This window comes from Nonomuraea soli (assembly GCF_013761175.1).
GTDB lineage: Bacteria > Actinomycetota > Actinomycetes > Streptosporangiales > Streptosporangiaceae > Nonomuraea > Nonomuraea soli.
Window position 1 is genome coordinate 369,684 of the sequence record NZ_JACDUR010000007.1, and the last position, 20,401, is coordinate 390,084.

Sequence of the window (20,401 nt, forward strand, 5' to 3'; positions counted from 1 at the left end):
GCGGCCATGCGCGGAAAGACACCCCGATAGGATTTCCCGCATGGCCGCCTACTACGTCTCGACGCCGATCTACTACGTCAACGACGCTCCTCACCTGGGTCACGCGTACACCACGGTGGCGGGCGACGTGCTCACGCGCTGGCACCGTCAGCGCGGCGAGGACGTGTGGTACCTGACGGGCACCGACGAGCACGGCCAGAAGATCATGCGTACGGCGGAGGCCAACGGCGTCAGCCCGCAGGAGTGGTGCGACAAGCTCGTGAGCGAGGCGTGGAAGCCGCTCTGGGAGCACCTCGAGATCGCCAACGACGACTTCATCCGCACCACCGAGCCGCGCCACACGCAGCGGGTGCAGGAGTTCGTCCAGGACCTCTACGACAAGGGCGAGATCTACAAGGGCAGCTACACCGGCCCCTACTGCGTGGGCTGCGAGGAGTACAAGGCTCCCGGCGACCTGCTCGAGGGCGACCTGTGCCCGATCCACAAGCGCCCGGTCGAGTGGCTCGAGGAGGACAACTACTTCTTCAAGCTGTCCGAGTACGGCACGCGCCTGCTGGAGTTCTACGAGGCCAATCCCGACTTCGTCCAGCCGGCGAGCGCCCGCAACGAGGTCGTGCAGTTCGTGAGATCCGGCCTGCAGGACCTGTCGATCTCCCGCTCCAGCTTCGACTGGGGCATCAAGGTGCCGTGGGACGACAAGCACGTCATCTACGTGTGGATCGACGCCCTGCTCAACTACGCCACCGCCGTCGGCTACGGCGCCGACCAGGCGAAGTTCGACCGCATCTGGCCGGCGAACGTGCACCTCGTGGGCAAGGACATCCTGCGCTTCCACGCCGTGATCTGGCCGGCGATGCTCATGGCGCAGGGGCTGCCGCTGCCCGGCCGGGTGTTCGCCAACGGCTGGCTCATGGTCGGCGGCGAGAAGATGAGCAAGTCCAACCTGACCGGCATCTCGCCGCGCCAGCTGACCGAGCACTTCGGCGTCGACGCCTACCGCTACTACTTCCTGCGCGCGATCCCGTTCGGTCAGGACGGCTCGTTCTCGTGGGAGGACTTCACCGCCCGCTACACCTCCGAACTGGCCAACGACTTCGGCAACCTGGCCTCGCGGGTGGCGGCGATGGTGGGCAAGTACTTCGACGGGGTGCTGCCCGCGGGCTCCGACGAGTCGCTCGCCGGCCCGCTGAGGGAGGCCGTCGAGAAGGCCGACCGGGCGATCGGTGAAGACCTCGACTTCTCCGGCGGCCTCGGCCACATCTTCGACTTCGTGCGCAAGGTCAACCTCTACCTGTCGGAGCAGGAGCCATGGAAGGTGGCCAGGGACACCTCTCCCGAGGGCCAGGCCAAGCTGGCGTCGATCCTCTACGCCGCGGCCGAGTCGCTGCGGGCCATCGCCGTGCTGCTCAACCCGGTGATGCCCGCGACCGCCGAGAAGTTGTGGCTCTCGCTCGGCGCTGAGGAGCACCTGGGCGCGTTGCCCGCCCAGAAGGTGCACGAGGCGGGCCGCTGGGGTGTGCTGCCCGAGGGCGCCACGATCACCAAGGGCGAGATCCTCTTCCCGCGCCTGGAGGGCTGAGCATGCTCCCCGACGCGCCGGAGCCGTTGCCGGTCGAGGTGTTCGACAGCCACTGCCACCTCGACATCATGGTCGGCAAGCGTCAGGCCTCCTCGGGGGATCCGGTGGCGCAGGCCGCCCAGGCGGCCTCGGCGACGGTCGCGAGCGTGCTCGACGAGGCGCGCCGTGTCGGGGTGACGAGGCTGGTCACGATCGGTTACGACCTGCCGTCCTCGCGCTGGAACGCCGATCTGGCCGAGCTCCACCCCGACATCTACGCGGGCGTGGCGATCCATCCGAACGAGTCGTTCGCCTCGACGGCCGAGGTGCTCGCCGAGATCGAGGAGCTGGCGGGCCTTCCGAAGGTCAGGGCGGTGGGGGAGACCGGGCTCGACTACTACCGCGACTGGGCGTCCAAGGACGATCAGCACGCCAGTTTCCGCGCCCACATCGAGATTGCCAAGCGCACCGGCAAGGCGCTGGTGATCCACGACCGTGACGCGCACGACGACGTGCTCGCGGTGCTCCGTGCCGTCGGCGCCCCCGACGTCGTGGTCTTCCACAGCTTCTCGGGCGACGCGGAGATGGCCAAGCAGTGTGCCGAAGCCGGATACTTCATGTCGTTCTCCGGGCCGGTGACCTACAAGAACGCCGGATATCTCCGTGAGGCCGCGGCTGTCGCGCCTGCCGAGCTGATCCTGGTCGAGACCGATGCGCCCTATCTGCCGCCGGTCCCGCACCGGGGCAAGCCGAACGCTCCCTACCTGATCCCGCTCATCGTGCGTTGCCTGGCCGAGGTCAAGCAGATGCATCCCGACGAGCTCTGCCGGGCCATCACTGCCAACGGAAACACCGCCTTCGGTAGTTGGTGACCATCTTTTCGTGATCTGGTTGTGACTCTGAGTAGTCGGCAACTAGCGTCTGGCGCTCTACCGTGCGTGGAGGTGCCAGATGGCCGGAAGCAGACGCAAGCCGCGTCCCCGCTGTCCATGGTTGTCGCCGTGGGCGTGGACGGCCTACGGCGTCGCCGCCCTGATTCCCGTCGTCGTTTTGTCCGTCGCGAACCTGGGCAAGCAGGTCGAGCTGGTCATCGACCAGCAGACCGTGGCGATGAGCACCTTCTCCGACACGGTCTACGACCTGCTCGACGAGGCGGACGTCTCGGTCGGGCCGAACGACTACGTCAGCTCCTCCGGCATGGACGAGGTGGCCGACGGCTCCCGCATCGTGGTGCGGCGTGCCAGGCCCGTGACGCTCGTCGTCGACAGCCCGCCGGAGGCCCCGCCCGTGGCGTCCATCGGGCATCTGTCGGCGTCCGATGGGGGCACGATGCCGGTTTCGGAGCCGGCCGAGCGCCGGGTCCAGGTGGTGGAGGGCGACGACCGCAAGATCGTCTACACCACCGGGAACACCGTGCGGCAGGTGCTTCAGGAGGAGGGCGTACGGCTCGGGCCGGGCGACCGGGTGACGCCGTCGCTCGACAGCTATCCGCCCCGTGGTGTCGTGATCAAGGTGGAGCCCGCCCGCCCCGCGCGTGCCGTACCCGCCGGGGTGGCGGAGCTGAACTGGGCGGCGCTCGCGAGATGCGAGTCGCACGGCAACCCGAAGGCGGTCAACGCGGCGGGCGGCTATTACGGCATGTACCAGTTCAGCCTGCCCATGTGGAAGGCGGTCGGCGGCACGCGCCTGCCGACCGCCTGGCCCGAGGCCGAGCAGACCTACCGCGCGCAGCTGCTCTACCAGCGTGTGAGCGGGCGCTGGCAGGGCCAGTGGCCCCAGTGCGGGGCCCAGTTGTTCAGCTGAGCGTGGCGCCGAACTCCGCGCCCTTGCCGGGCCGGAACGTCTCCTCCTCGTCGGCGTTGCGCCCGTACACCGCGATCGCTCCGTACGGCCCGCGGTCCGGCGCCCCGACGACCAGCCGGTTGCCGCTGAAGGCCACCGCGGCGCCCAGCCGCCCGTCGCTGTCGGTGACGTCGAGGGTACGGTCGCTCCTGCCCGGTCCCACGATCCTCACCGAGCCCGTCGAGGCGATGCCGATCGCCAGCCGCCCGTCGGGCGAGGCGGCCAGCGCACCGGCCGACTGCTGCCGCAACGTGCTGGTCTGCTTGAGCGCCGCGTCGAAGAACCGCACCGTGCCCTCCACCGGAGCGCTCACCGCCAGGCCCACGGAATCGGAGTAGGCCAGCGCGTAGCCGAACCGCGAGCCCGCCTCCAGCTCCTCCGGCTCCCACTTCGTCGCCGTGATCTTCGCCGCCGTCACGTCGTTGATCAGCGTGATGGAGCCGGTGTCGAGCAGCCCCTCGCCGACCTGCTTGCCCGCGCCGTCGTTGTTCTCGTACGGCACGCCGACCGCCAGGCTGCGGCCACGCGTGAACTGCAACGCCCAGCCGTACTGGTCACCCGCCTCGCCGTTGCCCGGCACGTCGGCCATCTCCTGCGACAGGCGCCTGAGGTTGTCGGCGGTGCCCGTGTAGATCGCCCCCTGGTCCTGGGTGTCGGCTTCGTCCTCGTACGGCGCGCCGATCGCGATCAGGCCGTCGCCTGCGGAGACGGACCAGCCGAAGTGGGCGTCCTGCTGGGGGCTCGGGGCGATGAGCTTCCTGGGCGGCCGCGTGCCCCCGCCGTACAGGACATAGACCGCGCCCGCGTCGCGGGCGCCGTTCACGTCGGCGTACGGCGCGCCGACCAGGACGTCGGCACACCGGTCCCCGTCGAGGTCGGCGACCTCCGCCGACCAGCCGTACCCGTCGCCGGCCGCCAGCTCGGGGCTCGGCAGGGCGACGAGCTTGTTGCCCGACAGCAGGTGGACCGCGCCGGGACCGGCGAACGGGTCGCCGATCGCGGTGTGGTCGGTCTCGACGGGCGTGGTGCACGCGACGGCGGCCGCCTGCGGCCCGGTGACCGTCAGGCTCGCCCCCGCAATCAGCAGCGCCAGCAGATGCCTCACAGGATCACCTCGACCTGCTTGCCGCCGGGGAACATGGTCGCCGACAGCTTGACGGGCACGCGCATCGGCGCGAGGTCGAAGACGAAGACGCCGTCGACCCGGCCGCCGGGGACGATCGAGGCGGGCAGATCGGCCGGGGCCGGGTCGTGGGCGGCGCCCTGGTTGTCGGTGAGCGTGACCACGGGGTCGCCCAGCTCCTTGATCGTTCCCCCTGGGTTGATCATGGTCCATCTGACGAGGCAGAGCTGGCCCTGGGCGCTCCGCGTGCCCTGGTAGTCGGCCAGGCCGCACTGCGGCGCCTCGGTGACCAGCAGGAGGGGATCGTCGATGGCGGGTCCCAGGGCGAACCTGCGGCCCACGTCGTTGACCTGCTGGGTGACCTGGGTCGGCCCCGCCGTCGGATCGGTCTGGGTGCTCGTGGACGCGACCGGGCGCAGGGTGCTGATCAGCACCGCGCCCGTCACGGAAAGGGCGGCGACCGCCGCCGCCGCGGCGATCAGCCAGCGGGTGCTCCTGGGCTTGCTGACCGGTTCGGCGGGATTGGTGTGATCCGGCTCCGGGCGCACGTAGGTGGGAGCGTTACCCGCATCCCGGACGACCACGGGAGGCGGCGTCAGCTCCTGGAAGGCGGCGACCTGCCCCGGAGAGCTGTCCTCGCCCTGCTGCGCCCCCACGGCCTCCTGGAACTCCCGCTCCAGCGCCTCCTGCTCGGCCTTCTTCCTGCCCCGGCGCGAGAACCTGCGGAACGCGCCGGTGTCCTTGACCACGTTCTCCGGCGGCTGCCACGACTGGTTGAGCACATCCGTGGCGATCACCGTCGGCGGATCGACCGGCCTCGGCACCCCGCCGACCAGCGCCAGCACCAGCTCCTGCGCGCTGGGACGGGCCCCGGGATCCATCTGCGTCGCCTGCCGTACGAGATCGTTCAGCGGCGCGGGCAGCGCGCCCAGGTCAGGCTGGTCGTTGAGCACCCGGGAGGCCAGCGTGATCACATCGCCGCGCCCGAACGGATGGCGGCCGTTGCCCGCGTACGCCACCAGGCAGCCCCACGAGAAGATGTCGGCCGCCGGGGTGATCTCGATGCCCCTGACCTGCTCGGGAGCCCACCAGCCCGGGCTGCCGAGCAGCTCGCCCGACAGGGTGAAGCCGCTGTCGCGGTCGAGCGCGCGGGCGATGCCGAAGTCGATCACGCGCGGGCCGGAGAGCGACAGGATGACGTTGGCCGGCTTCAGGTCGCGATGCACCAGGCCGGCGTTGTGGATCGCCGCCAGCGCCGCCGCCACGCCCAGGGCCACGCCGTGGAGCGTGCCAGGATCGAGCTGGCCGTACTGCGCGATCTGCTCCGACAACGGGGTGCCCGCGATGAACTCCGTGACCATGTACGGCCGGCCGTCGTCGGAATTGCCGTTGTCGAGGACCTCGGCGGTGCAGAAACTCGCCACGCGGCGGGCGTTCTCCACCTCCGCGTGGAAACGGGCGGCGAAGCCCTGCTGGTTGGCGTACTCAGCCTTCACCACCTTGACCGCCACCAGGCGCTCCGTGGGCGCGCGCGCCAGGAACACCGTGCCCATGCCGCCCTCGCCCAGCCTGCCGAGGAGCCGGTACGGGCCGATCTCGCGCCGGTCCGTGGGGCGGAGCGGCGCTGCGCCCGTTGGATCCATCAGGGATGTCCCTTCGTTGTCCATGCCCGGCCTCCCCTCGTCCATCCCAGGTACTTCGGTGCGGGAGACTGGATGGATGTGGGGAACAGTATGAGCCTGCTAGGTCCCGTGGAAATACGTAATTTGGCGCAGAAGCTTGATCTTCGTCCGACGAAGCGGCTGGGCCAGAACTTCGTGATCGACGGCGGGACGGTACGAAAGATCGTCCGAGCCGCCGAGGTCTCGGGCTCCGACGTGGTGCTCGAGGTCGGTCCTGGGCTGGGGTCGCTGACGCTTGCCCTGCTCGAGGCCGCCTCGCACGTGGTCGCGGTCGAGATCGATCCGGTGCTCGCGAAGCAGTTGCCGGTCACGGTGGGGGAGCGGGGGCTCGGGTCGCGGCTCACCGTGGTGGAGGCGGACGCGATGCGGGTGACCCCCACCCACTTTTCCGGATATTTGCCGACAGCGCTCGTGGCGAACCTTCCGTACAACGTCGCCGTCCCCGTCGTCCTCCACCTCCTCGCCGCCGTCCCGTCGCTGGAGCGCGGCCTCGTCATGGTCCAGGCCGAGGTCGCCGACCGCCTGGCCGCCCGCCCCGGCTCCAAGGTCTACGGCGTGCCGTCGGTCAAGGCCGCCTGGTATTCGGACGTCCGCCGCGCCGGACCCGTCGGCCGCACCGTCTTCTGGCCGGTGCCCAACGTCGACTCCGGCCTCGTCTCGCTCGTCCGCCGCGACCCCCCCTCCACCACTGCCTCCCGCGAGGAGGTCTTCGCTGTCATTGACGCCGCTTTCGCGCAACGCCGCAAGACCCTACGCGCCGCCCTCGCGGGCTGGGCGGGCACGGCGGCGCGGGCGGAGGAGGCGTTGAGGGGGGCGGGGGTGGATCCGTCGCTGAGGGGGGAGCAGTTGGAGGTGGGGGACTACGCCCGTATCGCGGAGCATCGGCCTGCTTGAGGGCGCGCCGCTCCGCACTGCGAGCAACCTCCCTGTCGGCGCAGTGCCCCATCGCGGCCCGACGCACCCCGGCCTGCCCCCACCCCCCGCCTCGGCGCCTCGCCTTGGCTCCCTGCCTTGGCCCCCCACCCTGCCTTGGCCCCCCACCCTGCCTTGGCCCCCCACCCTGCCTTGGCCCCCCACCCTGCCTTGGCCCCCCACCCTGGCCCGGCGCCCCGGCCCGGCGCCCCACCCCGGCCCGGCGCCCCGGCCCCGGCGCAGCCCGCCCCGCCCCGCCTCGCCCTGCCTCGCCCCGCCTCGCCCCGTCCCGTCCCGCCTCGTCCCGTCCCGCCCCGGCGCGCCCCGCCCCGGCGCGGCGCGGCCTGCGCTGTCCGCGTCGTGACCCGGCCCTACCCGCGCTCACTTCGGCGTGACCCTGGTCGTCCCCGCGCGACCTGCGCCGCTATCCACAGGCCACCCCACCTCCCGGCCGCCATCCACAGAACGCCATTCGCCCCCTCGTCCCCTCCGCGCCGACCAACATCCTGGGCGCCTCGATTCGCTCCAACCTTCGAGGAGAACCAGGATGTCCCCCCGCCCACGGCTGCTCACGATCAGCGGCGGCATGCTCGCCACCCTGAGCGCACTCCCCACCGCGTCCGCCCTCGCCGACCCCACCACCACATGCTCAGGCGTGGTCACCCTCCCTCGGCTCTACGCACCGCTCTTCGACACCCAGCCACCCGGCCCAGCCGCGTCACCGCTGCGCGTACGGGTCGTCCTGCCGCATGAGGCATGCACGAGAAACGACGCCACGCTGCGGCGGCTCCTCAAACGCGCCGGCATCACCGACATCACCACCACCGCACCCACGCAGGAATCCGCCCACCTCTCAGCCACCCAGTGGACCCGAGCATCGGCCACCACCCCCTGGCCACCCGCGATCCCCGACGGCCCCACCCCCGAGGCAAGCACCCCCTCAAAGCCCGGCTCACCGCCATGGACCAGCCCCGGCTCCCACCCCAACACGCCGCTGTCGGTCAGCACCGGCTCGCGCCCTGACACACCACCGCCGTGGGCAAGCTCTCGCCCCCGCCCTGACACACCGCCGTGGGCAAACGCCCGCTCGCGCCCTGACACTCCGCCCTGGGAGATCACCCGCTCGCGCCCCGACACGCCGCCGTGGATCAGCTCTCGCCCGCGCGCTGGCATCCCGCCCTGGGCCAGCACCCGCTCATGGCCTGACGAGCCCCCAAGGGCCACCACACCATGGCCGTCCTCCATCGAATGGCCGATCGCCCTCTGGCGCCCCCGCGAGGAATTCGCCGACCCCTGGCGAATCCTGCCCGCCGACCACCCCGCCTCCCACGGCGGTCTTGTCTCTCACGACCGCCCCATCCCACCGGAACGCCACCCCCGACGCCCCGACATCACGCACCCGGACATCACCCGCCCCGTTCCCCGCGACTCCACCCCGAGCGACTCCACCCCCCGAGCCACACCCCCGAAATCCTCAACCCCGAAGTCGTCACCCCCAAAGTCCTCACCCCCCAAGCGCTCAACCCCGCGCAAGCCCACCCCCCGCCCAGCCAAGCCCTCAACCACAAAAGCCGACCTGGCCGTAGCAACCGCCCTCCAAGAACTAGGCACCCCCTTCTCCTGGGGCGGTGGCGCCCCGTCAGGCGCCACCAAAGGCATAGGCCGAGGCGCCTCCACAGTCGGCTTCGACTGCAGCGGCCTGACCCTCTACGCCTGGTCCAAGGCAGGCGTGAAGCTCGGCCACTACACCGGCACCCAGTTCCGCCAGGGCCGCAGAATCCCCCTGAACGACCTACGCAAGGGCGACCTGGTCTTCTTCGGCGGCGGCACGGGCGACCCCACCCACGTAGGCCTCTACCTCGGCAACGGCGTCATGATCCACGCCCCCAAGACGGGCGACGTCGTCAAGAAGACCCAGTTCCTCAACTCGACCTACTACCGCCCGATCTACCGCGGCGCCGTACGCCCCGGCTGACCCCACCAAACGTCGGGCGGCAAGACCAGGGGCTCGCGGGCCATCAAGCCCGCCTTGCCGCCCGACCCACCACCCCTAGAACGCAGCGCCGCCCGCACCGCATCAGCGAGACCCAGTCCCGCGCCCTCTGGGGCTCGCTGATACCGGCTCCTCCACTGCATCACTGAGGCCGGGGTCCCGAGCCTCAGCGAGCCCAGCCCAGCCCCACCCCCATCAGTGAGGCCCAGAAACGCCGCCACCCTCCGTCCCACAAGGCCCCCCACCCACAGCAGCCGCGATCGCAACGACCTCCCCACTCATCCGCAACGTCGGATACCAGGAAGAAATATGCGTGGTCGACTCACCCACATAATGAAAGATCAAACTCCTCCGAAACCGATCAACGGTCGAGTTCGGCTCCGAGCCATGCACCAGACTGCCGTTGAAGAACAGCACGTCTCCCGCCTCCATATCCACCGGCACCCGCTCCAGCCCAGGAGGCGGCGGCACGTACTCCCGCGTGAACGACACGTCCTGGTCCGCGTTCTCAGGACAGAACAGATCCATGGCATGAGTCCCCGGCACCACCTCAAGCCCCCCGTTCTCGCGATCGACCCGGTCGATCGCGATCCAGGCGGCGATGCAAGTCCCAGGCTCGGCCCGAAGATAGAAGTTGTCCTGATGCAACGCCTGCCCCCGAGCCCCGGGCGGCTTGAAGTAGAACATGCTCTGCGCTGCTATCGGCTCCTCCCCAAGCAGCTCCCGCAGCACCGCGGCGATCCGCGGATCGAGCAGATACCGCATGGTCAGCTCGTTGACCTGATGCGGGTGCATCACCCGCGGATACTCCCGAAGCACGTCGTAGGCCTCACCCTCGGCCCCCACGGTGGGCGAGAAATGCCCAGGAATAGGCCCATCGGCGTGCAGCCTCATGAACTCGTCGCGAATCCCCGCCACCTCGTGCGCGGACAGCAGACCCGGTAGGACAAGATAGCCCCGCTGGTGAAAATCGCTCGTTCTCATACATCCCACGCTAAGGAGCCGTCCCGGCGGAAGGTATGCACCCAACGGCTAATGACATGTCTGTTCCTGCTGCCGAGCTGGTGATCGTCGGCCACTACGACATGCCCCGCGGCTACGGCACCCGCCGCCGTACCGGCTCGCCGAGCTGGATGCTCATGTGGACCCAACAAGGCAGCGGCCACATCGAACAGGGCGCCACCACCCGCACCACCTCCCCAGGAGACCTGGTCGTCCTGGCCTCGAACACCCCGCACTCCTACCGCACAGCCGACGACCACTGGCGCTTCTGGTGGATCCACTTCCAGCCACGCCAGTCGTGGCTGCCATGGCTGTCACCCCACTCCGCAGGCCCGGGCTTCTTCGTCATCCCCGGCCTGACCGCCGCACGCGTGGACGAGACGTTCCTCCGCGCCCACGCCGACGCCCGCTGGACCGGCCACGGTCTCCCGCCCGACCCCACCACGCCCACCCAGGCCGTGGTCGCCACCGCAGCAGAGGCCCGCGAACTGGTTCTCGGCGCCGTGGAAACCGTGCTCCTCCTCGCCACAGCCGGAGCCCGCCCAGCCCGCACCGGAGACGCCCGCATCCGCCACGCCCAGGAACTCATCACCGCCGACCCGGCAGCGCCCCACACGGTCACGTCGCTGGCCCGCGCCATCGCCCTGTCCCCGTCCCGCTTCGCCCACCTCTTCACCGAGACGACGGGCCGCTCACCCATGGCCGCGGTCAGAGAAGCCCGCGTACGGCACGCCGCCAGGCTCCTGGAGGTCACCGACCTCGACATCGGCCAGGTCGCCACCGCCTCCGGCTTCGCCAGCCCGTTCCACTTCAGCCGCATCTTCAGTCGAGAGTTCGGGGTCCCGCCCCGCAGCTACCGCGCAACGCTCCGAGAAGGCTCATGAGCGCGCCCCCACCGCAGTGCCCCAGCCACCCCCTCGGCTATCCCACCTGGGCTGCTCGCAGCCACTCCATCTCCGTCCGGCGCACACGTCCACCCCCGTCGGGCGTCCCCCTCTCACGGCTCCGTCTGGAGCCTCCGTCTGGAGCCTCCGTCTGACGGCTCCGACTGACGGCTCCGACTGGCGCCCCCACCTCCGGGCGTCTGAATCTGGCGTCTTCGTCCAGCGCGTTCGTCTGACGTCCCCCGCAGGCGTCTCCGTCGGGTGTGCCTAGTCCGGCGTCGTCCTCGTCTTCGCCCCTCGGCCTGGGTCGCCGCGTCCAGCCTCCCCGCGCGGCGCGATCGCGCCTTCTCCGGGGACCGTGGCTGGGCGGCTCACCCTGAGGTCGCGTCCGTGTGGGGTCGCGTCAGTGTGGCGTCGCCTCCCGCGAGCGACGCCTCCGCCTCATGTCCCCGTCGGCAGATGACCATCGATCTCGGGTGGCGGGAGGTCGGCACACGACCGCCGATCACGCTTGTCGGGAGGTCGGCCCACCACCGCCGATCACCCTTGGCGGGAAGCCGGCCTACCACCGCCGATCGCGTCTGGGGGGAAGCCGGCATGCGGCGGCCAGTCACGGCTGGCGGAGAGCGGCGGCGCGCGACAGGAACAGGGTGCGTTCGCGAGCGTTGCGTGTCAGGTCCGCCGCACGTTCGAAGGCCTCAGCCGCCTCCGTTGCCTGGCCGAGGCGGGCGAGGAGGTCGCCACGTACGGCAGGCAACTGGGGATAGTCGCGCAGCGAGCGGTCCGACAACAGGGTGTCGACGATCTCCAGTCCTGCGGCGGGTCCATCGGCCATGCTGACGGCGACGGCGCGGTTGAGCTCGACGATGGGTGACGGGCTGACGTGGGAGAGCAGCCGGTAGAGGGCCGCCATGCGGGGCCAGTCGGTGGCGTCGGCGGTGAGGGCGCGGGCGTGGCAGGCGGCGATGGCTGCCTGGAGGGCGTACGGGCCGAGGGTGCCGAGCGACTCGGCGCGGCCGAGCGCGGTCAGGCCTCGGCGGATCAGGAGGCGGTCCCAGCGGCTTCGGTCCTGGTCGAGCAGGAGGATGGGGGAGCCGTCCGGTGCGGTGCGGGCGGGGATGCGGGAGGCCTGGATCTCCATGAGCGCGAGGAGGCCGTGGACCTCCGGTTCGTTCGGGAGGAGGCCGGCGAGGACTCGGCCCAGGCGCATCGCCTCCTCGCAGAGGGAAGGGCGGATCCAGTCCTCGCCTGTGGAGGCGGCGTAGCCCTCGTTGAAGATCAGATAGATGACTTCGAGGATCGAGGCGAGGCGGGTGGGGAGTTCGGAGGGGGGTGGGAGCTCGATGGGGACCTGTTTGTCGGCGAGGGTGCGCTTGGCGCGGGAGATGCGCTGGCCGACGGTGGGTTCGGGGACGAGGAAGGCGCGGGCGATCTCTTCGGTGGTGAGGCCGCCGAGCAGGCGGAGGGTCAGGGCCAGGCGTCCCTCGGCGGGCAGGACGGGGTGGCAGGCGGTGAAGATCAGGCGTAGGAGGTCGTCGCCGATGTGGTCGTCCAGTGCGTCGTCGAGCTCGGCTTCGGCGGACTCCTGGCGGATCTCCATGTCGTGGCCGACTTGCTGGAGCTTGCGGTCGTAGGTGTCGCGGCGGCGGAACTGGTCGATGGCGCGGTGCTTGGCCGTACGCATCAGCCAGGCGCCGGGGTTGTCGGGGATGCCCTTTTGGGGCCATTCCTCCAGAGCGGCTACCAGGGCGTCTTGGGCGAACTCCTCGGCCAGGCCGACGTCGTTGACCATGCGTGCGAGCCCGGCGATGACGCGGGCGGATTCGATTCGCCAGACGGCTTCTACTGCGCGATGCGCGTCGGCTGTGGGCATGGGATGTGGATATCGGATGCGGGCGGGTGGAGGGAAGCCCCTGGCGGGAGGGGGAGTGGGATCCGTCGACTGGTGGGAGGCAGGGACGAGCTTGGGAGTGGGAGGCAGGGACGAGCTTGGGAGTGGGAGGCGGCGCGGCATCAAAGGCGGGGGACGGGGTGGAGTTAAGGGGCGGACTCAGAGACAGGAGGGGGTAGGCGCTGGGCTCGCTTACGAGTCGGTGGGCGGGGCTGCTACGAGGGCGATGTGCGTCGCTGGACGCGGCTGCTTACGAGGGCGATGTGTGTCGCTGGGCGGGGGTGCTTACGAGGGCGATGTGCGTCGCTGGGCGGGGTTGCCTAAGAGAGCGATGTCCGTCTCTGGGCAGGCGGTGAGTAGCCCCGGGCAGCAAGAGGCCCGCCGTTTGCGGGAGAGCTACGGCGGGCCTTGGGGCAGCGGGTCGGGTGGTGTAGTGAGCGTCCGGTGCGAACGGGCGGGGGCCAGAGTCTCGGCGAGTCAGGTGGTGGTGCGTGGGGGTGCGTGGGTGGGGGTCAGGCGGGTGGGGCGAAGTCCTCGGGGCCGTAGAGGCGCAGTACGTCGGCCTCGCCCTCCCAGCCCGGCCACAGGTCGAGGTGGATGCGGATGAAACGGGAGCCCCACTCCACCGCTTCCTCCTTCGTCTTGACCTGGTACAGCGCGTAGCTGATCAGTTCCTTGGCCTCCGCGAAGGGGCCGTCGGTGACCGCGAGGCGGCCGCCGGTGGCCACGATCCTGGCTCCCTGGGAGCTGGGGGCGAGGCCGCTGTTGTCGAGGAGGACGCCCGCCTCGGTGGCCTCCTGACCGAGCTTGAAGATGGCGTCCATGAGCTCCGCGGGCGGCGGGCCGTCGGGCTGGGACAGGACCTTGAGGGTGATCAGGTAACGCATGGCGGGCTCCTTCGGTGAGCGGTGAGCGGTGAGCGGTGAGCGGTGAGCGGTGAGCGGTGAGCGGTGAGCGGTGAGCGGTGAGCGGTGAGCGGTGGGTGGTGGGTGGTGAGCAGTGGGCGGTGGGGCGGGATCAGGCGTTGCGCGAGAGCTTGATGGACAGTAGCGACATCCAGCACCAGACGGCGATGATCGCGGCGACGAAGATCAGGTTCGCCCAGGCGATGGCTCCGCCGGTGGCGATGCCGAGGAAGGCGCCGAGGAAGAGGGTGCCGGTGATGCGGGTGTAGATGGCCCAGCCGCGCTCGCCGGAGCGGGTGAAGCGGGAGGCGAGGACGTAGCAGGCGGCGACGAGGCACAGGAAGCCGACGCCGCCGACGGCCATGTGCATGGTGCCGGCGAGGGTGATGGCGCCGGGGCCTTCCGGGGTGCCGGTGGGGAAGCCCATGGCGGGGTCGGCGGGGAAGGCGGCGGCGCCGAGCATGCTGGCGCCGAAGGCGGCGATGAGGCGAGGGGCCCAGCGGGAGCCGCGGCTGGGGGAGTGGCTATTGGCGGCGTGGCCGGAGCCGCGGCTGGAGTCACGGCCGCGGCCGGAGGCGGGCGTGGAGGGTACGGGGGTGGGCGTGGGGGCGGGAGCCGAGGTGGGGATGGGGAGAGGGGTGAGGGTACGGCGGAGGCCGATGGCGAAGGCGATGGTGGCCAGGGCGGTGAGGATGAAGTTGGTGGTCTGGATCCAGCCCAGGTCGCCGTTGGCGAGGAAGCTCCAGGGGTGGCGTGAGAGGTCGAAGCCTTCGCGGGTGAGGGCCTGGGACAGGGCGACGGTGACGTAGAAGGGGCCGGCGAGGGCGCCCAGGCGGAGGAGCTGGAGGGTGCGCCCCGTCTGGCGGGTGGCGCGGAAGGAGCCGTGTGTGGAGGCGGGGGTAGGGATGCGGTGCCCGGGGGTTGGGGTGCCGTGCCCGGGGGTGGGGGCGCCCTGTGCGGAGGTGAGGGGGGCCTTCTCGGGGGTGAGGGTGCCGTGTGTGGAGGCGCTGTGAGCGGCGGCGGGGGTGGGGGCGTCATGCGCGGGGGTGGGGGTGGGGGTGCTGGGTGCGGGAGTGGAGGTGCTGGGTGCGGGAGTGGAGGTGGTGGTGCGGAGGGCCATGGTGGTCGTCCTTGCGTTCGCCGGGACCGGCGTTTCCGGCCCTCTGCCTACGCGGCGAACGGACGGCCCTCGTTTCGACAACGCACCCAGATTTTTCTCAAGATTTTTTCGAAGCCGCAAAAGCCGAGGTCAGCCCTCTGACGAGAGGCACCAGCAGCTCCTGGTCGGCCGCCGAGGACGGCTCGTACTCGGTGATGGCCATCCCCACCACCTCGGCGACCGACGCGATGGCCGCCACGGCGTCGAGGAGCTCGCCGGGCTGGAGGCCGCCGGGCGCCGGAGTGCCCACGGAGGAGAACACGCCGGGGTCGAGGACGTCGAGGTCGATGTGGATGTACGCGACGTCGCCCGGAGCGAGCGCGGACTCCAGCCCGGAGGTGTCTCGCAGGTGGGTAATGCCCGACGAGGCGACGTACGCCTGTTCGCCCGGGTCCAGGTCGCGGACGCCGGCCAGGACGATCCGCTCCGGGTCCAGGAGGGTGTCGGGCACCAGGGAGGCGGGTCCGGTGCCGGTCAGGGTGCGCAGGACCATGCCGTGGAAGGCCCCGGAGGGTGACGACTCGGGCGTGTTGAGGTCGCCGTGCGCGTCGAACCAGAACACCTTGAGCCGCGCGCCGTACTGGGAGACGGCTCGCGCGACGGGGACGAGGTCGACCGAGCAGTCGCCGCCGACCGTCAGCACCGGTCCTGGCGGCAGCATGGAGCGTACGGAGGCGGCGATCCCGTCGACCGACGACTCCTCGTCGACCGGCACCCGCAGGCGCGTGCCGTACGGGACCATGCCGGCCAGCAGGGCGGCGCCCTCGGCGAGGCGACGGGCGGTCGGTGCGCCCGAGCCCTGCCACTGCGGCACTTCGAGAACGTGCATATCGCGGTCCGCCAATCCTGTGAACCGCTCACCGATAGCATCGGGAGCCTTGAAAACCACTGGGGATGAGAGTAGAAGCGCGATGAGTTCGGTGACCGTCCGGGTGCCCGCCAAGGTGAATGTCCAGCTGTCGGTCGGCCCGCTGCGTGACGACGGTTACCACGACCTGGTCAACGTCTTCCACGCGGTGTCGATCTTCGACGAGGTGGTCGCCAGGGAGTCCGAGCTGGTGACCGTGCGGGTGGAGGGCGAGCACGCCGACCAGGTGCCACTCGACGATGGCAATCTGGCCATCCAGGCGGCTCGGGCGCTGGCCAAGCACGCGGGCCGTACGTACGGCGTGGAGTTGATCATCCGCAAGGCGATCCCGGTGGCGGGCGGCATGGCGGGGGGCAGCGCCGACGCGGCGGGCGCCCTGGTGGCGTGCAACGAGTTGTGGGGGCTCGGGCTGCCGCGCGAGGACCTGATGGAGATCGCCGCCGATCTGGGCAGCGACGTGCCGTTCTCGCTGCTGGGCGGCACGGCGGTGGGCACAGGGCGGGGCGAGCAGCTGACCGGGGTGCCGACCGGGGGCGATTTCCACTGGGTGTTCGCGGTGGCCGACGGCGGGCTGTCGACGGCGACGGTCTACGGCCAGTGCGACAGGTTGCGCGAGGCGACCGGGGAGCAGGTCGCCTGGCCGCGGGTGAACGACGGGCTGCTGGCGGCGCTGGCGGCGGGCGACGCCGAGCGGCTGGGCACCGAACTGGTCAACGATCTGCAGCCCGCGGCGGTGATGTTGCGGCGGTCGCTGACCAGGACCCTGGAGGCGGGACGCGAGCTCGGCGCGCTGGGGGCGATCGTGTCGGGGTCGGGCCCGACCTGCGCGTTCCTGGCACGCGACGCGGACCACGCGCGGGAGCTGGCGGCGGCGCTGAGCGGTGCCGGGGTGTGCAGGCTCGCGGTGGCCGCCCACGGGGAGGTGCCCGGCGCGGAGATCGTGTGATCGGCCGTACGGCACAGGCGGGCGTACGGCACAGGCGGACGTACGGGCACAGGCGGACGTACGGCACAAGCGGCCGTACGGCACAGGCGGTGGTACGGCACAAGCGGACGGCGCGGATACGCTAGTGCTGCGATGAATCTGGTCAATCTCGAATCGGTCTCCCAGGCCTTCGGCCCCAAGCCCTTGCTCAGCGACGTCTCCCTCGGCATCGAGGCAGGCGATCGCATCGGCGTCGTGGGCCGCAACGGCGGAGGCAAGTCCACGCTCATCTCGGTCATCGCGGGCACGCTCAAGCCCGACAGCGGCCGGGTCACGCACACCCGCGGCGTCCGGATCGGCCTGCTCGCCCAGCGCGACGACTTCGACCCGGCGAAAGCCGTACGAGAGATCGTCCTCGGCGACAAGGCCGAGCACGAGTGGGCCGGAGACCAGCAGATCAGGGAGATCCTCGCGAACCTGATCGGCGACCTCGACCTCGAATCCAAGGCGGCCGAGCTGTCGGGTGGGGAGCGGCGCCGCACAGCGCTGGCCAAGCTCCTCATCGAGGACCACGAGCTGATCATGCTCGACGAGCCGACGAACCATCTCGACATCGAGGCGATCGCGTGGCTGGCGCGGCATCTGTCGGCGCGCAAGAGCGCGCTGCTGGTCGTCACGCACGACCGGTGGTTCCTCGACGCGGTCTCGACGCGGACGTGGGAGGTCGTCGACGGCCGCGTCGAGCGGTACGAAGGCGGTTATGCCGCGTTCGTCCTGGCCAAGGCCGAGCGGGCGCGCATCGCGCAGGCGGCCGAGGAGCGGCGGCAGAACCTGATGCGCAAGGAGATCGCGTGGCTGCGGCGCGGCCCGCCCGCCCGCACCTCCAAGCCCAAGTTCCGCATCGAGGCCGCGCAGGCGCTGATCGCCGACGAGCCGCCGGCGCGTGACACGGTCGAGCTGCTGAAGTTCGCCTCGGCGCGGCTGGGCAGGACCGTCTACGACCTCGAAGATCTCACGCTGCACGCGGGAGGCCCCGGTGAGGGTCCGCTGGTGCTCGACCGTTCGACCTGGCAGTTCGGCCCCGGCGACCGCATCGGGCTGATCGGCGTCAACGGCTCGGGCAAGTCGAGCGTGCTGCGGCTGCTGGCCGAGCAGGTCAGGCCCGACTCGGGCCGGCTGGTCAAGGGCAAGACGGTACGGCTGGCGTACCTGTCGCAGGAGCTCGCCGAGCTCGACCCGAAGCGGCGCGTGCTGGAGACCGTCGAGGAGATCCGCAAGTACATCCAGGTCGGCAAGAAGGAGTGGAGCGCCTCCCAGCTGCTGGAGCGGCTCGGCTTCAAGGGCGAGGCGCAGTGGAAGGTCGTCGGCGAGCTGTCCGGCGGCGAGCGGCGGCGGCTGCAGCTCCTGCGGCTGATCATGGACGAGCCGAACGTCCTGCTGCTCGACGAGCCGACCAACGACCTCGACATCGAGACGCTCAACGAGCTCGAAGACCTGCTCGACGGCTGGCCCGGCACGCTGGTGCTGGTCTCGCACGACCGCTACTTCCTGGAGCGCGTCACCGACCGGTGCGTCGCGCTGCTCGGCGACGGGCGGCTGTCGATGCTGCCCGGCGGCGTCGACGAGTACCTGGAGCGGCGGGCGTCTGGCGGCGCGGTGACCGCGCGGGTGTCGTCGGCGGTGAAGGCTCCGGTCGAGGCGCCTGTTCCGGTGGCTGACCCGGGGAAGTCGGCCAAGGAGGAGCGGGAGCTGCGCAAGGAGCTCAACCGGCTGGAGCGCCAGCTCGACAAGCTGGGGCAGCAGGAGGCGAAGCTTCACGCGGCCATGGCCGACGCCGCGAGCGATTTCGGGCGGCTCGGCGAGCTCGACGCCCAGCTGCGTGAGGTGCTGGGCCAGAAGGACTCGGTCGAGGGGGAGTGGCTGGAGGTCGCCGAGCGCCTCGGTGAGTAATCGGGGTGCAGCGAAGCTCGAAGGGCTCAGCTGTCGAAAGGCGCCAGCAGGGTGCGCAGGAGGCCGGCGAGTGCGCGCTGGTCGTCGGCGCCCAGCCCGGCCAGCAGGTCGTGTTCGCGCCTGAGCAGGCCGGCGAAGGCCGCGTCGACCCGGTCGAGCCCCTCGGAGGTGAGGGAGACGAGCACGCCGCGCCGGTCCTCGGGGTCGGGGCGGCGGCGCACCAGCCCGGCTTGCGCGAGGCGGTCGATGCGGTTGGTCATGGTGCCGGAGGTGACCAGCGTCGCCCGCAGCAGCGCGCCGGGTGACAACTCGTACGGCTTGCCCGCGCGGCGCAGCGCGGTGAGCACGTCGAACTCCCACGGCTCGAGGGCGTGCTCGGCGAAGGCGGCCCGGCGGGCGCGGTCGAGGTGCTTGGCCAGCCGCGAGACGCGGCTGAGCACCTGGAGCGGCTCGACGTCCAGATCGGGGCGTTCCTGTCGCCAGGCGGCGACCAGCCGATCGACCTCATCGGTGTTCATGGGAGAAGTCTACTGTCTTGACATCGAGATATCTCTCTCGATATCAATTATCTTCATGTCAAGAGATATCTGGGACCCGTCGGCATACGCACGGTACACCGACGAACGATCACGCCCGTTCTTCGAGCTCACCGCGAGGATCGGGGCGCAGGGCCCGGCGACGGTGGTGGACGCGGGCTGCGGCAGCGGTGAGCTGACCGCCGCCCTCAAGCGGCGCTGGCCGGAAGCGGACGTGCGCGGTTTCGACTCCTCGCAGAAGATGATCGACCAGGCGCGCGAGCACCACGGCGTGAGATTCGACGTCGCCGACGCCGCGACCTGGACCCCCGACGGGCCCGTCGACGTGCTGGTCTCCAACGCGCTGCTGCAGTGGGTGCCCACCCACCGCGAGGTCCTGACGCGCTGGGCCGACGCCCTCGCGCCGGAAGGCTGGCTGGCCTTCCAGGTGCCGGGCAACTTCGACGCGCCCAGCCACGTGATCATCCGGGAGCTCTGCCAGGGCCCCGAATGGCGGGACAAGGTGGGAGACGTGCCCCGGGCCAGGCCCGTCGACGAGCCCGAGGGCTACCTCGACCTGCTGGCCGGCCGGTTCAAGCTGATCGACGCGTGGGAGACCGCCTACGTGCATCTGCTGCAGGGCGAGGACGCCGTGCTCAGGTGGACCTCCGGCACCGCCCTCCGCCCGGTCTTCGACCGCCTGGACCAGGAGGAGCGCGAGCGCTTCACCGCCCAGCTGGCCGTACGGCTCGGCGAGGCCTACCCGCGCCGGCCCTACGGCACGGCGTTCCCGTTCAGAAGGATCTTCGTCGTGGGGCAGAAATGATCACAGCGATCCACCACGTCCAGCTAGCCGCGCCCAAGGGCAGCGAGCCGCGGCTCAAGGAGTTCTACGAGGGCGTGCTCGGCCTCAAGGAGGTGCCCAAGCCGCCGGAACTGGCCAAGCGCGGCGGCGCGTGGTTCAGGGGGCCGGGGGTCGAGGTGCACCTGGGCATCGAGGACGATTTCCGTCCTGCGGCCAAGGCCCATCCGGGCTTCCTCGTCGACAATCTCGACGAACTCGCGAAAATGCTTCCCGAGGCCATACCAGACAACCTTTTCCCCGGATATCGGCGAATTTATGTGAAAGATCCGGTGGGCAACAGGATCGAGCTCCTTCAGGCCGTGTGATGTTCACCTTGCGATGGCATCA

18 protein-coding genes are annotated in these 20,401 nt (G+C 70.8%); 10 read left to right on the forward strand and 8 right to left on the reverse strand.

Annotated elements, in window-relative coordinates:
- Nucleotides 1-40: 40 nt before the first annotated feature.
- From metG to HNR30_RS34315, 3 genes are all read left to right on the forward strand, one after another.
- Nucleotides 41-1,579, forward strand: coding sequence for a methionine--tRNA ligase (gene metG / locus HNR30_RS34305; protein WP_181614259.1), 1,539 nt, complete (start codon nucleotides 41-43; stop codon nucleotides 1,577-1,579).
- A 2-nt stretch (nucleotides 1,580-1,581) separates the two neighbouring features.
- Entirely contained in the window at nucleotides 1,582-2,430 is an 849-nt protein-coding gene (locus HNR30_RS34310; protein WP_181614260.1) for a TatD family hydrolase, read from the forward strand.
- 79 nt (nucleotides 2,431-2,509) lie between these two features.
- A complete protein-coding gene (locus HNR30_RS34315; RefSeq protein WP_181614261.1) occupies nucleotides 2,510-3,361 on the forward strand; it encodes a resuscitation-promoting factor in 852 nt (283 codons plus the stop codon).
- Here the strand turns inward: HNR30_RS34315 and HNR30_RS34320 are convergent.
- Together HNR30_RS34320 and HNR30_RS48470 are read right to left on the reverse strand one after the other, a co-directional pair.
- Complete coding sequence (locus HNR30_RS34320) at nucleotides 3,354-4,505, reverse strand: FG-GAP repeat protein (protein WP_181614262.1); 1,152 nt, start codon at nucleotides 4,503-4,505, stop codon at nucleotides 3,354-3,356. The two genes, HNR30_RS34315 and HNR30_RS34320, sit on opposite strands and share 8 nt — an antisense overlap.
- Nucleotides 4,502-6,166, reverse strand: a complete 1,665-nt coding sequence (locus tag HNR30_RS48470) for a serine/threonine protein kinase (protein ID WP_181614263.1) — start codon at nucleotides 6,164-6,166, stop codon at nucleotides 4,502-4,504. Before HNR30_RS48470 ends, HNR30_RS34320 begins: the two co-directional genes overlap by 4 nt.
- Before the next feature lie 72 nt (nucleotides 6,167-6,238).
- Here HNR30_RS48470 and rsmA point away from each other — a divergent pair, with 72 nt between their 5' ends.
- Together rsmA and HNR30_RS34335 are read left to right on the forward strand one after the other, a co-directional pair.
- Complete coding sequence (gene rsmA / locus HNR30_RS34330; protein ID WP_246379894.1) at nucleotides 6,239-7,099, forward strand: 16S rRNA (adenine(1518)-N(6)/adenine(1519)-N(6))-dimethyltransferase RsmA; 861 nt, start codon at nucleotides 6,239-6,241, stop codon at nucleotides 7,097-7,099.
- A 604-nt stretch (nucleotides 7,100-7,703) separates the two neighbouring features.
- Nucleotides 7,704-9,092: a C40 family peptidase gene (locus HNR30_RS34335; RefSeq protein ID WP_246379962.1), complete on the forward strand. Its 1,389-nt coding sequence runs from the start codon at nucleotides 7,704-7,706 to the stop codon at nucleotides 9,090-9,092.
- Nucleotides 9,093-9,305: 213 nt separating this feature from the next.
- Here HNR30_RS34335 and HNR30_RS34340 read toward each other — a convergent pair whose 3' ends face one another.
- Entirely contained in the window at nucleotides 9,306-10,094 is a 789-nt protein-coding gene (locus tag HNR30_RS34340; RefSeq protein WP_181614265.1) for a phytanoyl-CoA dioxygenase family protein, read from the reverse strand.
- Nucleotides 10,095-10,150: 56 nt separating this feature from the next.
- On the opposite strand from HNR30_RS34340, the gene HNR30_RS34345 reads away from it, so the two are divergent.
- On the forward strand, nucleotides 10,151-10,996 hold the full coding sequence (locus tag HNR30_RS34345) for a helix-turn-helix domain-containing protein (RefSeq protein WP_220134310.1): 846 nt from the start codon (nucleotides 10,151-10,153) through the stop codon (nucleotides 10,994-10,996).
- Nucleotides 10,997-11,606: 610 nt separating this feature from the next.
- Here the strand turns inward: HNR30_RS34345 and HNR30_RS34350 are convergent.
- From HNR30_RS34350 to HNR30_RS34365, 4 genes are all read right to left on the reverse strand, one after another.
- Entirely contained in the window at nucleotides 11,607-12,869 is a 1,263-nt protein-coding gene (locus HNR30_RS34350; protein ID WP_181614267.1) for an RNA polymerase sigma factor, read from the reverse strand.
- Between the two features lie 530 nt (nucleotides 12,870-13,399).
- Nucleotides 13,400-13,774 carry a YciI family protein gene (locus HNR30_RS34355; RefSeq protein ID WP_181614268.1) on the reverse strand — a complete coding sequence of 125 codons (375 nt, stop codon included), beginning with the start codon at nucleotides 13,772-13,774 and terminating at the stop codon, nucleotides 13,400-13,402.
- Between the two features lie 130 nt (nucleotides 13,775-13,904).
- The gene (locus HNR30_RS49595; RefSeq protein ID WP_281389894.1) at nucleotides 13,905-14,912 is read right to left on the reverse strand and encodes a DUF998 domain-containing protein; all 1,008 of its coding nucleotides are present in this window, start codon (nucleotides 14,910-14,912) and stop codon (nucleotides 13,905-13,907) included.
- Between the two features lie 97 nt (nucleotides 14,913-15,009).
- On the reverse strand, nucleotides 15,010-15,780 hold the full coding sequence (locus HNR30_RS34365; RefSeq protein WP_181614269.1) for an arginase family protein: 771 nt from the start codon (nucleotides 15,778-15,780) through the stop codon (nucleotides 15,010-15,012).
- Nucleotides 15,781-15,862: 82 nt separating this feature from the next.
- Between HNR30_RS34365 and HNR30_RS34370 the strand changes: the two genes are divergently transcribed.
- Together HNR30_RS34370 and HNR30_RS34375 are read left to right on the forward strand one after the other, a co-directional pair.
- Nucleotides 15,863-16,765, forward strand: coding sequence for a 4-(cytidine 5'-diphospho)-2-C-methyl-D-erythritol kinase (locus tag HNR30_RS34370; protein WP_181614270.1), 903 nt, complete (start codon nucleotides 15,863-15,865; stop codon nucleotides 16,763-16,765).
- 132 nt (nucleotides 16,766-16,897) lie between these two features.
- Entirely contained in the window at nucleotides 16,898-18,694 is a 1,797-nt protein-coding gene (locus tag HNR30_RS34375; protein WP_181614271.1) for an ABC-F family ATP-binding cassette domain-containing protein, read from the forward strand.
- 26 nt (nucleotides 18,695-18,720) lie between these two features.
- Here HNR30_RS34375 and HNR30_RS34380 read toward each other — a convergent pair whose 3' ends face one another.
- Nucleotides 18,721-19,212 carry a MarR family winged helix-turn-helix transcriptional regulator gene (locus HNR30_RS34380; RefSeq protein ID WP_181614272.1) on the reverse strand — a complete coding sequence of 164 codons (492 nt, stop codon included), beginning with the start codon at nucleotides 19,210-19,212 and terminating at the stop codon, nucleotides 18,721-18,723.
- 55 nt (nucleotides 19,213-19,267) lie between these two features.
- On the opposite strand from HNR30_RS34380, the gene HNR30_RS34385 reads away from it, so the two are divergent.
- Together HNR30_RS34385 and HNR30_RS34390 are read left to right on the forward strand one after the other, a co-directional pair.
- Nucleotides 19,268-20,035 (forward strand): trans-aconitate 2-methyltransferase, encoded by a 768-nt coding sequence (locus tag HNR30_RS34385; RefSeq protein ID WP_220134311.1) that lies wholly within the window; start codon nucleotides 19,268-19,270, stop codon nucleotides 20,033-20,035.
- Nucleotides 20,032-20,379, forward strand: a complete 348-nt coding sequence (locus tag HNR30_RS34390; RefSeq protein ID WP_181614273.1) for a VOC family protein — start codon at nucleotides 20,032-20,034, stop codon at nucleotides 20,377-20,379. Before HNR30_RS34385 ends, HNR30_RS34390 begins: the two co-directional genes overlap by 4 nt.
- Nucleotides 20,380-20,401: the final 22 nt, after the last annotated feature.